This is a genomic window from Gordonia alkaliphila (assembly GCF_023017165.1).
Lineage (GTDB): Bacteria > Actinomycetota > Actinomycetes > Mycobacteriales > Mycobacteriaceae > Gordonia > Gordonia alkaliphila.
Genome location: NZ_JALKBW010000001.1, coordinates 2,371,235 through 2,385,598 on the forward strand (window position 1 = coordinate 2,371,235; position 14,364 = coordinate 2,385,598).

Genomic DNA, 14,364 nt, shown 5'->3' on the forward strand with positions numbered 1-14,364 from the left:
ATGCTTCCTATCTGAAACGTGACAACGGTCATTAGTGTCTTTGCTATGGCCAGCAGCGACTACGACGTCCTCATCATCGGTTCCGGATTCGGCGGCAGCGTCAGCGCGCTGCGCCTGGTGGAGAAGGGGTACCGGGTCGGCGTGATCGAAGCCGGTCGCCGCTTCGAGGACGACCAGTTCGCCAAGACCAGCTGGCGCCTGCACAAGTGGCTGTGGGCGCCCCGCCTGGGCCTCTACGGCATCCAGCGCATCCACGCGCTCAAGGACGTGATGATCCTGGCCGGCGCCGGGGTGGGCGGCGGTTCGCTGAACTACGCCAACACGCTGTACAAGCCGCCGACGCCGTTCTTCACCGACCCGCAGTGGGCGCACATCACCGACTGGGAAGCCGAGCTCACCCCGCACTACGAGCAGGCCCGTCGCATGCTCGGCGTCGTCACCAACCCGACGTTCACCAACTCCGACCGCGTGATGAAGCAGGTCGCCGAGGACATGGGTGTCGGCGACACCTTCGGCTCCACACCGGTCGGCGTGTACTTCGGCGCCAAAACCGGGGGAGAGGGCGCGCCGGGACAGACCGTCGACGACCCGTACTTCGGCGGGGCCGGTCCGCGTCGTACCGCGTGCACCGAATGCGGCGCCTGCATGACCGGCTGCCGCGTCGGCGCCAAGAACACGCTGATGAAGAACTACCTCGGCCTGGCCGAGGCGAACGGTGCGCAGATCATCGACCGCACCACCGTCGACCGTCTCGAGCAGCGCACCGACGGCAGCTGGGTGGTCTCCACCCGCGGCTCGTCGGCGTGGGGCCCATTCGGCGCGCGTCGTCGCCAATTCACCGCCGATCAGGTGATCGTCGCGGCCGGCACGTTCAACACGCAGAAGATCATGTTCGGTGCCAAGGACTCGACGCTGCCCAAGGTGTCCGATTCGCTGGGTGTGCTGACCCGCACCAACTCGGAGTCGATCCTGGGTGCGCAGGCCGTCAAGGTGGATCCGGCCAGCGACTACTCCGAGGGCGTGGCGATCACGTCGTCGTTCTATCCCGAGCCCAACACCCACGTGGAGCCGGTCCGCTACGGCAAGGGCAGCAACGCGATCGCGTACCTGCAGACCCTGATGACCCAGGGCGGCAGCGTGCCGAACCGCCTCGGACAGTTCCTGCGCGAGGTGATCAAGAATCCGCTGCTGCTGGTGCGCCTGCTGTGGGTGCGCAAGTGGAGCGAGCGGACCGTGATCGCCCTGGTGATGCAGAACTCGAACAACTCGCTGACCACGTTCCTGCGTAAGCGCGGTCCGCTGAAGTACGTGACCAGCAAGCAGGGCCACGGCGAGCCCAACCCCACCTGGATTCCGAAGGGCAACGAGGCCAACCAGCGGGCCGCGGACCTCCTGCCCGGCGGCATGGCCGGCGGCACCTGGGGCGACATCTTCAACATGCCGCTCACCGCGCACTACTTGGGCGGCTGCGTGATCTCCGACGATCCGGCCAACGGTGTGATCGATCCGTACCACCGGGTGTGGAACTACCCGACGCTGCATATCACCGACGGGGCGTCGATCTCGGCGAACCTCGGAGTGAACCCGTCGCTGTCGATCTGCGCGCAGGCCGAGCGGGCCGCGTCGCTGTGGCCCAACAAGGGCGATGACGATGCGCGTCCGGCCCAGGGCGACAGCTACCGACGGATGGATCCGATCGCGCCGGTCTCCCCGGTGGTGCCCGCGAGCGCCCCGGGTGCGCTGCGCCTGTCGATCACCCCGGTGCAGAACACCCCTGCGGCGCAGTCGGAGGCAGCCGCCGACCAGGGCTAGAACTGCCCACCGCAGCGGCGGTCCATGCTCCATTGACGGGCTGATTGTGGACCGCAGTGCGTGAATTCGTGACACGTCACCACAGTTGTCACCAGAACGTGAGCGTTCGCTCACTCGGGGCCGATACCCTCTTTCCGAGTCCATTGCGCACTTGACTTCACAGGTTCTCGCGGCGAGCCCTGTGGTGCCGACTCCTGGCCGATGAGGTGTCTCGCAGTGGCGGCGTTCCAAGTTGTGGTGCAGATTCTGCTGTTCTTACTGCCGTTGGTGGTCGGTGCGAAGTACGGCCCGATGGCACTGATCGGCGCGTCGGGCGTGTCGATCTTCATCATGGTCGAAGTGATGCGACTGGTACCCGGGCAGCCGCCGATCTCGGCGATCTTCATCATCCTCGCGGTGATCAGTGCCACGGCGGCGATGACCGCCGCGGGTGGCATGGCCTGGCTGGTGCAGAAGGCCGAGCAGGGCTCCGCAAGCATCCGGGACGAATCCCGGTGGTCGGCCCGCTGCTGGTGTGGCTGTTCGCGATCATGTCCGGCACCGGCAACATCACCTTCGCGCTGGTGCCGGTCCTGTATGAGGTCTCCTACGGCGCCAAGATCCGGCCGGAACGGGTGCTGGCCACCGCCAATGCGGTGTCCCAGCTGGCGCTGATGGCCAGCCCGGTGGCGGCGGTGACCTACGTCTTCATCAACCTGACCGAGGCCGACGGCAACACGCTCGGCAAGACCCTCGCGGTGACGGTGCCGGCCTCGTTGATCGCGACCATCCTGGCCTCGTTGGTGATGTCGCGCTACGGCAAGGACCTGGACGACGATCCCGAGTACCAGCGCCGTCTGGCGGCCGGCGAAATCGAACCGCCGGTGTCGACGTCGCCGGACGGCACGCCGGTCGAGCTGCGCCCGCGCGCAGCGTGGAGCGTCTACTTCTTCATTGCCGGCGTGATCGTCGGCTGTGTCCTCGGCCTGTTCCAGAAGCTCCGCCCGACCTACCCCAAGCAGCTGCCCGACGGCACCTACGCCGACGTCGCGGTCTCGATGTCGTTCATGATCCCGATCGTGATGTTCGCCGTGACCGGTCTGATCATGATCTTCTGCCGCGTCAAGACGCCCACGGTGATCGCCGAACCGATCATCGGTACGGGTTTGATCGCCGCGCTGCTCCTGCTGGCCGTTCCGGTGTTGGCCGGCACCATCGTCAATGCGCACATGGAGTCGATCACCTCCTTCGTGGGCAGCGCCATCGGTGTATCGGTGATGTTGTTCGCGCTGCTGCTGTTCATGTTGGCCTCGCTGATCCAGAGTCAGGTGGCCTCGCTGACGATCCTGGTACCGGCCGCTGCGGCCGCGGGACTGGGTGCGGGACCGATGACCGGCATGCTGGGCGCGGCCAGCGGCAACAACTTGCTGGCTTCGATGGGCGGCCTCGGTCAGGCGTGCATCATCACCGACAAGACCGGCTCCACCAAGCAGGGATCGATCCTCATCAACGGCTCGTTCCTCGTGCCCATGCTGCTGTGCTCGGGATTCGCGATCGCGATCGGCCTGGGCCTGCAACTTCTGATCTTCTAGTGCCCGCCCACACCGTCTGCCCTGTCGAAAGGAAGCCGTCCCGCCATGTCTGCGCTCTCTGAGATCTACCTCGATCTCCACCAGCATCCGGAACTGGCGGGTGCCGAAGTCCGCACCGCCGGCATCGTGTCGGCGGCGTTGACGGCGGCCGGGTACACCGTCACCGAGCGAATCGGTGGCTACGGCGTCGTCGGCGTCTTGACCAACGGCGACGGACCGGTGGTGTGGCTGCGGGCCGATATGGATGCGCTGCCGGTGCGCGAGGAGACGGGGCTGGACTACGCCAGCACGGTGACCGCGGTCGATGCCGACGGCGACACCGTGCCGGTGGCGCACGCCTGCGGCCACGACATGCACGTCACGGCTCTGATCGGTGCGGCACAGCAGTTGGCGGACAGCACGGCCGACTGGAGCGGCACCGTCGTGGCGATCTTCCAGCCCGCCGAGGAGGACCTGTCCGGCGCGCGCGCGATGGTCGACGACGGGTTGCTCGACCGCGTTCCGCGCCCGAGCGTGGTACTCGGTCAGCACGTGGCACCGGGCCCTGCGGGCATGCTCTTCTACCATCCCGGATACACGCTGTCGGCCAGTGACGCCTTGGAAATCACCCTGTTCGGTCGGGGTGGGCACGGTTCGCGGCCGGAGGCCACCGTGGATCCGATCGTGATGGCCGCCGCGGTGATCCTGCGGTTGCAGACCATCGTCGGCCGGGAGGTGGCGGCCACCGATCAGGCCGTGGTGACCGTTGGCGTGGTCGAGGCCGGAACCAAGAACAACATCATTCCCGAGACCGCCACCCTCAAACTGTCGGTCCGCACTTTCGATCCGGTGGTGCGCGAGAAGGTGCTGGCCGCGATCGACCGCATCGTGCGCGCGGAAGCGGCCGCCTCCGGTGCGCCGCGCGAACCGGAGATCGTGACGCTTTACAGCGGGCCGGCTACCTACAACGATGCCGGTGCGCTCGACACGGTGCTGGGCGCCTTCAACAAGCAGTTCGCCGGCCGGGTGATGGAGATCCCCGCGGGTACCGGCTCGGAAGACTTCGGACAGTTCGGGGCGGCCGCGGCAGCTCCGGCGGTCTACTGGTTCCTCGGTGGTGCCGATCCGCAGCTGTTCGCGCCGCCGGCCGACCTGTTCCAGGTGCTCGCCGAGATCCCGTCGAATCATTCGCCCGAATACGCCCCGGTGATCGAGCCGACCCTCACCATGGGCGTCAGCGCACTGGTGACCGCGGCGCGCGCCTGGCTGGCCCCGTAGGGCCGGCCGGCGTCATTCGGCCTGGACGAAGTCCTTGCTGCGGATCAGGAAGAACGCGGCGACACCGCCGACGACCGCGACCACGCCGCTGACCAGGAACAGCTGATTGAGGCCGTCGGTGAAGGCGGTGGCGATCGTGTCGGCCGCGTCGGTGCGCAGCTCGGCGGGTACCTTCTCCACGAGCGCCTTCTGGTCGCCGGCGGTGACCGCCTTGGCGATGCCGTCGACGTCGTCGGCGAGGCGGGTGTGCCCGAGCGATTCGCGCAGACTGTCGACGATCTTCGACGAGAACAGCGTGCCGTAGACGGCGATACCGACGGCGATACCGACCTGGCGGAAGGTGTTGTTGATGCCCGACGCCATGCCGGAGCGGTCGACGGTCACCACGCCCACGGCCGTGGAGGCCAGCGGCGGGTTCACCAGGCCGGCGCCGATACCGGCGAGGACGAAGCCGACAACCAGGTGGGTCCAGGTGCTGTCGTCGTCCAGGCCCATCATGGTGAGCAATCCGACGCCGACCAGCAGCAGACCCGGGCCGATCATCCAGCGGGCGGGCACGCGGTCGGTGAGGCGGCCCGCGATGGTGGCCACCACCATCGTCATCGCGGAGAACACGAGGAGGCGGAGCCCGGCGTCGAAGGCGTTGTAGCCCAACTGGTTCTGCAGGTACAGGACGAAGTAGAGCATCATCGCGAACATGGAGCCGTTCATGCAGAACGCTGCGATGGAGCCGCCGAGGAAGGTCGGCACGCGGAACAGATCCAGGTCGAACATGGGCTCGCGGAGCTTCCATTCGACGATGCCGAAGGCGATCAGCAGCGCGGCGGCGACGCCGAAGCACCAGAGGACGGTGGTGTCGGTCCACGACGTTTCACCGGCTTCGGTGAAGGCGTAGACGAGGGCGAACAGGCCGCCGGTGAAGGTGATCATGCCGGCCCAGTCGATGCGGCGCGCATACGGCGCCTTCGATTCGCTCATCAGGATGAAGGTGAGGACCAAGGCGATCGCGCCGAGCGGGACGTTGACGTAGAAGATGCCGCGCCAGTCGAGCCCGGTGGTGATGGCGCCACCCAGAATGGGGCCCAGGGCCGTGGCGATACCGGTGATCGCACCCCACACGCCGAACGCGATGCCGCGGTCCCGGCCGGAGAAGTTGGCCGCGAGAATGGCCAGCGACGTGGCGAACAGCATGGCGCCGCCGACACCCTGCGCGGCGCGCGATCCGATAAGCATCTCCGGGCTGGTGGCGGCGCCGCACAGGGCCGAGCCTGCGGTGAAGATCGCGAGGCCGATGGCGAAGATGAGCCGTCGACCGAATCGGTCCGACAGCGAACCGGCCGTGAGCAGCAGCGCCGCCAACGACAGTGCGTAGGCGTCGGTGACCCACTGGAGCTGGGAGAACGACGCGCCCAGGTCATGCTCCATGTCCGGCAGGGCCACCATCACGATGGTCACGTCCAGCAGCAGCATGAAGGTGCCGAGGCAGACGATCACCAGCGTCCACCACTTACTCTTCAGCACGGGGTGCACCCGGGCTCCTTCCGGTCGTGGGTTGTACGAAGAGGAGTCAACCACAGGCCCCGCGGAACTCCGCGGGGCCTGTGGTTGAGGGGCAGTTGTTCAGATGTAGAGCGCGGGTTCGGCGTACGGGTCGATCACGTCGGGGCCGGGACGCGACTTGGCGGCCACGCCGATCGCGACGTGACCGGTGGGGACGTCGTGCACCACCACGGCGTTGGCGCCGATCTTCACGTCGTCGCCCAGGGTGATGGGCCCGAGGATCTTGGCGCCGGCGCCGATGAGGACGCGGTCGCCCACGGTGGGGTGCCGCTTGCCCTTGTTCATGCTGGTGCCGCCGAGGGTGGAACCGTGGAACATCAGGACGTCCTCGCCGACCACCGAGGTCTCGCCGATCACCACGCCCATGCCGTGGTCGATGAAGAAGCGTCGACCGATGACCGCGGCCGGGTGGATCTCCACGCCCGTCATGAAACGGGCGAACTGCGACAGGAGGCGCGCGGGCAGGCGCAGCAGACGGTTCTTGTTCCAGAGCGCGTGCGCGATGCGGTACAGCCACAGCGCGTGCACGCCCGGGTAGGCGATCGCCACGAGGAACCTGGAGGTGGCGGCGGGATCACGGTCCCGGGCCGCCTGCAGGTCCTCGCGGAGAAGGAAGAAGAGCCCCGGACGTTCGGGAAGTCCGCGACTGTCGGGCGTCACTAGTCCACGAGTCCTTCGAAGAGCGGAGTCGAGAGGTAGCGCTCGCCGAAGTCGGGGAGCACGACGACGATGGTCTTGCCCGCGAACTCGGGACGCTGGGCGACCTGGACGGCGGCGGCAAGCGCGGCGCCGGACGAGATGCCGACCAGCAGGCCCTCTTCGGTGGCGGCACGACGGGCCCACGCGAGGGAGGTCTCGGCGTTGATGTCGATCACTTCGTCGTAGACGTCGGTGTCGAGCACCTCGGGCACGAAGTTCGCGCCCAGACCCTGGATCTTGTGCGGGCCGGGGGCGCCGCCGTTGAGGATGGGCGACTCTTCCGGCTCGACGGCGAAGACCTTCACGTCGGCGTTCTGGCTCTTGAGGTAGCCGCCGGCACCGGTGATGGTGCCGCCGGTGCCGATTCCGGCGACGAAGGCGGCGACGGTGCCGTCGGTGTCATTCCAGACCTCGGGGCCGGTGGTGGCGCGGTGGATCGCGGCGTTGGCGGGGTTGGCGAACTGGCGGGCCAGCACGGCGCCGGGGCGCTCGGCGGCGATCTCCTCGGAGCGGCGCACGGCACCGGCCATGCCCTCGGCACCCGGGGTGAGGATCAGTTCGGCGCCGAAGGCGCGCAGCAGGGCACGACGTTCCTTCGACATGGTCTCCGGCATGGCCAGCACGACGTTGTAGCCGCGGGCCGCGCCGACCATCGCCAAGGCGATGCCGGTGTTGCCGCTGGTGGCCTCGACGATGGTGCCGCCGGCGGGCAGCGTGCCGTCGGCTTCGGCAGCGTCGATGATGGCGACCGCGATGCGGTCCTTCACCGAGTTGGCGGGGTTGTAGTACTCAAGCTTGGCGAGCACCGTGGCGCCGGCGCCATCGGTGATCCGGTTGAGGCGGACGAGCGGGGTGCGACCGACGGCAGCGGTCACATCATCGAACACATTCGGCACAGCAATTCCTTTGACATCGGTGGGGTGATGCGTATGACAACGAGCCTAGTCCAGCCCCCGGGCGGCCAGAGTGTCGGCGAATCCGTCCGCGGTGTCCAGCGTCGCCAAGATGGCGGGCACGAACAGCACGCGGGGCCCGGGCCGCAGGCCACGGGCTCGCCGAGCCTGGTCGACCTGGGTGAAGACTTCCGCAATGAGCGGTATGGACCGAATTGTCAAGGCTAAAGCCATGGCAATTAAATCCGTCCGCACGCCGAAACGCTCGAGTGGGCGCAGGGCGCCGACGATCGTCGCGAGCAGATCCGAGGTGCGCGTGGTCAGCGTGACGACGGCCGCCAAGCCGATCGACGCCAGCAGGATCGCGGCCACCACCACGGCGCGCTGCCAGTCGGTGATGAAGAGCTGGAAACCGAAGATCAGGGCGACGACGAACAGCGGCCCGCGCATGAGCGGCCACGCGCGTACCGGTCCGATGCCGGCCGCCGCGAAGACCAGGACCGTGGCGCCGACGGCGACCGCCGCCCCGGTCGTCGTGGTCACCAGCACGCTCATCGCGATGATCGCGCCGATCAGGGCTAGCAGTTTGAACCCGGCGGGCAACCGGTGGATGGGGGAACGCCCGGGCACGTACGTGCCGAGCATGCTCACGGCGGCGTCACTGTTTCGCGTGTTCGACGTCGACCATCCAGCTCACGCCGAAACGGTCGACGCACATGCCGAAGCCCGCGGACCAGAACGTCGCGGTGACCGGCATAGACACCGTTCCGCCGTCGGCGAGCGCCGCGTGGACGGTGCGGGCCGCTTCGATGTCCGGGGTGCTGGTGGAGACTGCGAAGCCGGTCTTGGGGCCGTCGTCGCCGGTGGGGTCGTCCGAGCCGAGTAGCAGGCCGCCGTCGGGCAGGGTGAGCGACGCGTGCATCACGAAGTCGCCGCCGCCGGGCATCCGGTCGGCCTCCGGGACGTCGGAGTTGCGCATGATCTGCAGCTCGCCGCCGAGGATCTCGCGGTAGCGCTCGAACGCCTCGGTGCAGTTGTCGCTGAAGAAGAGGTAGGGGGTCACAGCCATGATCGATCACCGTTCCTGTGGTGCGTGTTCTGCGGACACTTCAGTATCTACCCGCTTGCGAGCGGTGACTACTCCATCAGCCCGCGGTAGTACGCGATGGCCGGGGCCGGGGCGTCGTCGGCGACGACGCGGCCGCCGTCGAGCACCAGCACGCGGTCGTAGTTCTCGAGCATGTCGAGGTGGTGGGTCAGGACGATGAGCTGTTCGTCGAGCCCGGCGAGGACCTCGCGCAGCATGTTGGCGTTGCGCAGGTCGAGCATGGTGGTGGGTTCGTCGGCGATCAGGATCGACGGCCCGATCACCATGATCGCGGCGAGCGCGAGGAGCTGCTTCTGCCCGCCGGACAACGTGTGCGACGGCTGGTCGGCGTGGTCGGCGAGGCCGAACTCGGCGAGCGTGGCCATCGCCTGCTCGCGACGCTCGCGCTTGTCCTTGGTGACGCGGGTGAGGGAGAGGTCGATGTCTTCGAGGACGGTCGGCATGATGATCTGCCGATCCGGGTCGGAGAAGATGAAGCCGACCTGCTTGCGGACCTTGCGCTGGTTCTTGGCGACGTTGAGGCCGTTGACGGTGACCGTGCCGGTGTCCGGGCGGACCAGGCCGTTCATCATGCGGGCCAGCGTCGATTTGCCGCTGCCGTTGGCGCCGATGATTCCGATGCGGTGTTCGGTGAGCGTGAGGTTGACGCCGGTGAGAACGGGACGGTCGCCGAAACAGTGGCTGACGTCGTCGAACTCGATGGAGGTCATGGCCGGATCATTCCGCGGCCTGGGTGAACTGGCTGCGCCGGATACGGAGGGGATGGATCAGTCCGGGGCGACCGCGGTGCACGGCGGCCGCGACGAGGGCCGCGAGCACGGCCTTGATGACGTCGCCGGCGACGAAGACGCCGTTCGAGGTGACCGCCGCGGTGAAGGAGATGTCGGTGCGCAGCATGAGGCCGGCGACGCCGCACGCGTAGATCACCAGCACGCCGCCGAGCAGGTTGATTCCGATGCCCAGCCACAGGTTGTAGCGCGGCATCATGAACGCGGTCAGCACGCCGATCACGATCACACCGGGCAGGAAGCCCACGAAGTAACCGGCGGTCGGCGAGCTCAGCGCCATGGTGCCGGTGCGGAAGCCGGCCAGGATCGGTAGGCCCGCGATCGCCAGGACCATGAAGAGGACCACGGCGGCGGTGCCCTTCTTGGGGCCGAGGATGGCGCCGGCCATCATCACGCCCATGGTTTGCAGGGTGATCGGGACGCCGCCGGCGAGGTTGAACTGACCGGGCAGGCCGAGGACCACGATCAGTGCGGCGAAGACCGCGGCCTGCGTGAGGTCGTTGATGGAGAACTTGAGGAAGCCTGGCACGTGAACAGGGTAAGTCGTGCGGTGGTGCCCCGGGCCGGTGGCCCTGCGGGTTCGTGCCAGACTGGGCCGGTGAAACTCGATTCGCGCCTTCCGCATCCGGGTCCCCGAGTTCCGCTGTTGGGGGACGTCTTCGGTGTCGACCGGAACAATCCGACGCAGCACGAGATGACTCTCGCGGAGCGACTCGGGCCGATTTTCGAGCGCAAGCTGCTCGACGTCCGGCTGGTGCTGGTGGCCGGCGGCGAGCTCGCCGGGCAGTGCAACGACGAGGACAACTGGGCGCGGGCGTTGGCCGGTCCCACGCTGAAGTTCCGCGGGATCACCGGCTCCGGGCTGTTCACCGCGAAGACCTCCGATCCGCTGTGGGGCCAGGCGCGGCGGGTGCTGGAGCCGGGCTTCGCGCAGTCGGCGTTGCGGACCTATCACGCGGCCATGCAGTCGGTGGCCGACGATCTGATCGAGTACTGGTCCGGCCGCGAGGTGGTCGACGTGCACACGGCGATGACCAACGCGACGCTGGAAGTGATTGCGCGCGCGGGCTTTTCGCGCAACCTCGGGTTGTTCACGCAGGAGGGCGCCGATCCGCAGGCGCAGACGCTGCTGGTGGCGCTCGACCAGGTGCTGACGTGGGCGTCGGAATCGACTAACGATCTTCCCGTCGTGGGCCAGGTGCGCGGACTGTTCCAGGAGCGGGCCTTCCAGGCGAACCTGGAGAGGACGCGGGCATTCATCGACGGCATCGTCGCCGACCGGGTGAGCGGGAAGGAGCCCGCGAGCGACGACCTGCTCGGGCTGATGCTCGACACCGTCGACCCGGACACCGGCGAGAAGCTGCCGCACCAGAATGTGCGCGACCAGGTGCTGACCTTCCTCGTCGCCGGACACGAGACCACGGCGGCGCTGCTGGAGGTGACGCTCTGGTACCTCGCCGCACGGCCGGGCCTGGCGCAGCAGGTGACCGACGAGGCGCGAACCCGCGGCTTCGACTACTCCGGGGTGGCCGGCATGCGGACCACCCGCAACATCCTGAACGAGTCGCTGCGGCTGTGGCCGCCGGTGCCCGGGATCTTCCGGGTCTCGCGCAAGGACCAGCAGTTGGGCGGGTACGACATCCCCGCAGGCTACGCGGTGTTCGTCCTGACGCTGGCCGCGCAGCGGGACCCCGAGGTGTGGGGTCCGACCGCCGCGGCCTTCGATCCGGAGCGTTGGGAGGCGAAGGCGCTGCGCGAGTACCCCGACCGCTACTTCACGCCGTTCGGCACCGGGCCGCGCAGCTGCATCGGCCGGGCCTTCGCCATGCAGGAGTCGGCGCTGCTGGTGTCGCGGATCTGCGACGCGTTCGAGCTGTCGTTGGCCGAGCCGGCCGCCGGGTCGGATCCGGAGATGACCGAGCGCGGCACCCTGCGCCCGGTCCCGTTCTCGGTGAAGCTCTCCGCCCGCGCTGCCGTGTAGTTCCTCGCGGTGTATTTCTTCTTCATCCGGCCGATGAAGCAGCGCTGCCGCGAAACCGACGCGCTTGGTGTGCTGTGACCATCAAGTGCGTCGGTCTCGCGACCGCCCCCGTCAGGTGAACAGGGCAGTGGCCGCGGCGGAGTCGGCGGCGGCCTGCTGCACGCGGGCGCTCTCGTGGCGGTCGACCTCGGTCTCGACCATCTGCTCGAGGTCGTCGGAGGATTCCAGGCGAGCGCGGTAGCGCTGGTCGCGATGCATGGCCTGCACGCGGTCGACCATCTCCGCGTAGGAAGCCAGCGCGCTGACACGCTCGAGGAGCTGGTCGACGGCCTCGTCGATGAGGTCCGCCTTGCGGACGTAGAGGTCCACCACGTCGGGGTCTTCGCGGAGGTCGCCGCTCGGCGCGGGGCCGAGTTGGGCCTGCTGCGCGTTGAGTGCGCGAGCGCGGGCGCCGATGGCGGTCAGCTCGTCGACCAGGTCGAGGCGGACGGCGTGCTCGTCGAAGAAGTCGTGCTCCCACACCGGTCGCCCGGCGATCCGGTGGACGATCTGCGCCGCCACCCACGGGAACTGCCCGAGGCTGTGGTTCTGCAGCCGGCGCAGCGCGGTCTTGTCCTCGTCGGCGAGGACGTAGTCGTGCGCCAGGCGTGCGGGCAGGGAGTCGTCGGCCGGTCCGTCCTGACTGCTGAACCAGCCGGACGAGCGCACCGGGCGATCGGCGAACTCATTGCCGGTCCACTGATCCCACGCCAGCACCAGATAGCCGTGGGCCTTCTGGGGAGTGTCCTCGCGCGTCCACCGCCGGGCGCGGACGTCGGCAAGCAACTCGTCGCACTGTGCCTGCCGGTCGATGCGTCCGGCGCGGCGGCGGCGCTCCAACTGCGCCAGCGGGTGGGCGTCCTCGGCCCGGCGCCGTCGCCGCGCGATCCGCTGCTGTCGGCGCGCGGTTCCGTGCTGGAACGGAGCGAGGATCAGCGCAGCGAGCATGGCGCACAACGACCACAGGAGCGTCGCGGCAGCGGACACCGCGAAGACGCCCGCGACGAGGACGACGAGGATCAGTCCGAGCTTGACCATGGCGTCAGGAAAGCACGGGCCTACGACATGGCCAACGGATTATGAGTCCGCTGCGCCGCGCAGTCCGCGCCGCCGGCGTCGGGAACGCTCAGAGGTGGTTGGCGCGGAGTTCCTCGGGGGAGAGCGGGGAGAGGAGACCGGGGGCGATGTCGTACACGGTCTTGGCGCCGATGTCGCCGGCCTTGTTCAGGCGCGCGGCGGCGCGGGCGTAGGCCACGAGCACGCTGGCGGTGAACTCCGGATTGGACTCCAGGGTGAGGCTGTACTCGATGACCTGCTTGGTGCCCTCGGAGGTGGTGCCGCTGCGAATCACGAAGCCGCCGTGCGGCATTCCCTGGTGGTCGCGTTCCAGCTCGTCGGCGGTGATGAACTCGACGGTGGTGTCATAGGGCTCGAAGTAGTTCGGCATGTTCACGATCGCCGCGCGCACCGTGTCGGCGTCGGCGCCGTCGGCCAGCACCACGAAGCACTGGCGGGTGTGGCGCTCGCGCGTGGACAGCTCGGGGTTCTCGCCGGCGCGGACGCGCTCGATCGCGGTCTCCGACGGCAGCGTGTACTGCACGCCGCCGGCCACGCCGGGTACGCGGCGCAGCGCGTCGGAATGACCCTGGCTGAGGCCGCGGCCCCAGAACGTGTAGGTGCTGCCCTGGGCGAGCAGTGCCTCGCCGAACACGCGGTTCAGCGAGAACATGCCCGGATCCCAGCCGGTGGAGATCACGGCGGTGGTGCCGGCCGGGCGGGCCGCGGCGTCGACCGCGGCGAAGTGCTCGGGGATCTTCGCGTGGTTGTCGTAGCTGTCGACGATGCAGTACTTGGCCGCGAGCGCCGGGCTCTGCTCGGGCAGGTCGGTGGCCGAGCCGCCGCACAGGACGAGGACGTCGATGTCGTCGCGCCCGGCCTCCAGGTCGCTCATCGCGAAGACCGGCGTCGAATCGCCAACCGTCGCAACGGTTTCCGGGGCGCGGCGGGTGAAGACGCCGACCAGGCTCATGTCCGGGTTGAGTCCGATGGCGGTCTCCACGCCGCGGCCGAGGTTGCCGTAGCCGACGATGCCGACCCGAATCTGCGTAGTCACTGCCTGGACCTCTCGTCGTACTACCCGCCGGACAAACCGGCATAACGGCGTCGAGTCTAGCGGCCGGACTCGACGCCGCCGATCACCGCATCGGCCGGTCAGGCCTCGGTGATCTCCGTTTCGAGGACGAATTCGGCGTTCATCGAATTGGCCACCAGGCACGACGTCTCGGTCTTGGCCAGGAGTTCCTCGAGCTTGGCGCGGTCGGCGCCGGTCGGGACCACCAGGTAAGCCTTTTGGACGACCTTGGTGAAGCGGGTGACACGCTCGACGCGATCCAGTTCGCCGGTGACGTCGACGCGCATGTCGATCCACTCGACACCGTTGTGCGCGGCGATGGCCCGCCACGTGAGGATGAAGCAGTTCGCGACCGCGCCCATCATGAGGGTCTCCGGCGACCACATCCCCTCCGGTCCGCCGAACTCGGGCGGCGTCTCGGTGGTGAGGGCGTCGAGACCGGGCGAGGAGACGGTGATCGCCTCGCCCGGCTCGCTGAGGGCGCAGGCGTCGTAGTGATGCGGTAGTTTCTGCATGCCTCTCACT

General features: G+C 68.4%; 14 protein-coding genes and 1 pseudogene. 5 read left to right on the forward strand and 10 right to left on the reverse strand.

Annotated features, from left to right (window positions below):
* Positions 1–45: 45 nt before the first annotated feature.
* The 4 genes and pseudogenes from MUG78_RS10810 to MUG78_RS10825 all read left to right on the forward strand — a co-directional run bounded on the left by MUG78_RS10810 (position 46) and on the right by MUG78_RS10825 (position 4,640).
* Complete coding sequence (locus MUG78_RS10810; RefSeq protein ID WP_246994687.1) at positions 46–1,812, forward strand: GMC family oxidoreductase; 1,767 nt, start codon at positions 46–48, stop codon at positions 1,810–1,812.
* A gap of 291 nt (positions 1,813–2,103) precedes the next feature.
* Positions 2,104–2,217 (forward strand): annotated as a pseudogene (locus MUG78_RS18130) (hypothetical protein); the annotation flags it as partial.
* A gap of 89 nt (positions 2,218–2,306) precedes the next feature.
* Positions 2,307–3,383 carry an anaerobic C4-dicarboxylate transporter family protein gene (locus tag MUG78_RS10820; protein ID WP_308221352.1) on the forward strand — a complete coding sequence of 359 codons (1,077 nt, stop codon included), beginning with the start codon at positions 2,307–2,309 and terminating at the stop codon, positions 3,381–3,383.
* A 45-nt stretch (positions 3,384–3,428) separates the two neighbouring features.
* Positions 3,429–4,640: an amidohydrolase gene (locus MUG78_RS10825; RefSeq protein ID WP_246994689.1), complete on the forward strand. Its 1,212-nt coding sequence runs from the start codon at positions 3,429–3,431 to the stop codon at positions 4,638–4,640.
* A gap of 12 nt (positions 4,641–4,652) precedes the next feature.
* Here the strand turns inward: MUG78_RS10825 and MUG78_RS10830 are convergent, their stop codons facing one another.
* From MUG78_RS10830 to MUG78_RS10860, 7 genes are all read right to left on the reverse strand, one after another.
* Positions 4,653–6,158: an MFS transporter gene (locus MUG78_RS10830; protein ID WP_281500200.1), complete on the reverse strand. Its 1,506-nt coding sequence runs from the start codon at positions 6,156–6,158 to the stop codon at positions 4,653–4,655.
* Between the two features lie 102 nt (positions 6,159–6,260).
* On the reverse strand, positions 6,261–6,860 hold the full coding sequence (cysE, locus tag MUG78_RS10835) for a serine O-acetyltransferase (protein WP_246994692.1): 600 nt from the start codon (positions 6,858–6,860) through the stop codon (positions 6,261–6,263).
* Entirely contained in the window at positions 6,860–7,795 is a 936-nt protein-coding gene (gene cysK, locus MUG78_RS10840) for a cysteine synthase A (protein WP_246994693.1), read from the reverse strand. Before cysK ends, cysE begins: the two co-directional genes overlap by 1 nt.
* A gap of 45 nt (positions 7,796–7,840) precedes the next feature.
* Positions 7,841–8,443 carry an energy-coupling factor transporter transmembrane component T family protein gene (locus MUG78_RS10845; protein ID WP_246994694.1) on the reverse strand — a complete coding sequence of 201 codons (603 nt, stop codon included), beginning with the start codon at positions 8,441–8,443 and terminating at the stop codon, positions 7,841–7,843.
* Between the two features lie 7 nt (positions 8,444–8,450).
* On the reverse strand, positions 8,451–8,861 hold the full coding sequence (locus MUG78_RS10850) for a VOC family protein (protein WP_246994695.1): 411 nt from the start codon (positions 8,859–8,861) through the stop codon (positions 8,451–8,453).
* A gap of 68 nt (positions 8,862–8,929) precedes the next feature.
* Positions 8,930–9,610, reverse strand: a complete 681-nt coding sequence (locus MUG78_RS10855; protein WP_246994696.1) for an energy-coupling factor ABC transporter ATP-binding protein — start codon at positions 9,608–9,610, stop codon at positions 8,930–8,932.
* Positions 9,611–9,617: 7 nt separating this feature from the next.
* Positions 9,618–10,217: a biotin transporter BioY gene (locus tag MUG78_RS10860; RefSeq protein ID WP_246994697.1), complete on the reverse strand. Its 600-nt coding sequence runs from the start codon at positions 10,215–10,217 to the stop codon at positions 9,618–9,620.
* A gap of 69 nt (positions 10,218–10,286) precedes the next feature.
* Here MUG78_RS10860 and MUG78_RS10865 point away from each other — a divergent pair, with 69 nt between their 5' ends.
* Positions 10,287–11,669 carry a cytochrome P450 gene (locus MUG78_RS10865; protein WP_246994699.1) on the forward strand — a complete coding sequence of 461 codons (1,383 nt, stop codon included), beginning with the start codon at positions 10,287–10,289 and terminating at the stop codon, positions 11,667–11,669.
* A gap of 111 nt (positions 11,670–11,780) precedes the next feature.
* Here the strand turns inward: MUG78_RS10865 and MUG78_RS10870 are convergent, their stop codons facing one another.
* The 3 genes from MUG78_RS10870 to MUG78_RS10880 all read right to left on the reverse strand — a co-directional run bounded on the left by MUG78_RS10870 (position 11,781) and on the right by MUG78_RS10880 (position 14,354).
* On the reverse strand, positions 11,781–12,746 hold the full coding sequence (locus MUG78_RS10870; RefSeq protein ID WP_246994702.1) for a hypothetical protein: 966 nt from the start codon (positions 12,744–12,746) through the stop codon (positions 11,781–11,783).
* An 88-nt stretch (positions 12,747–12,834) separates the two neighbouring features.
* The gene (locus MUG78_RS10875) at positions 12,835–13,821 is read right to left on the reverse strand and encodes a diaminopimelate dehydrogenase (protein ID WP_246994704.1); all 987 of its coding nucleotides are present in this window, start codon (positions 13,819–13,821) and stop codon (positions 12,835–12,837) included.
* Positions 13,822–13,919: 98 nt separating this feature from the next.
* Complete coding sequence (locus MUG78_RS10880; RefSeq protein ID WP_246994706.1) at positions 13,920–14,354, reverse strand: OsmC family protein; 435 nt, start codon at positions 14,352–14,354, stop codon at positions 13,920–13,922.
* Between the last annotated feature and the right edge of the window lie 10 nt (positions 14,355–14,364).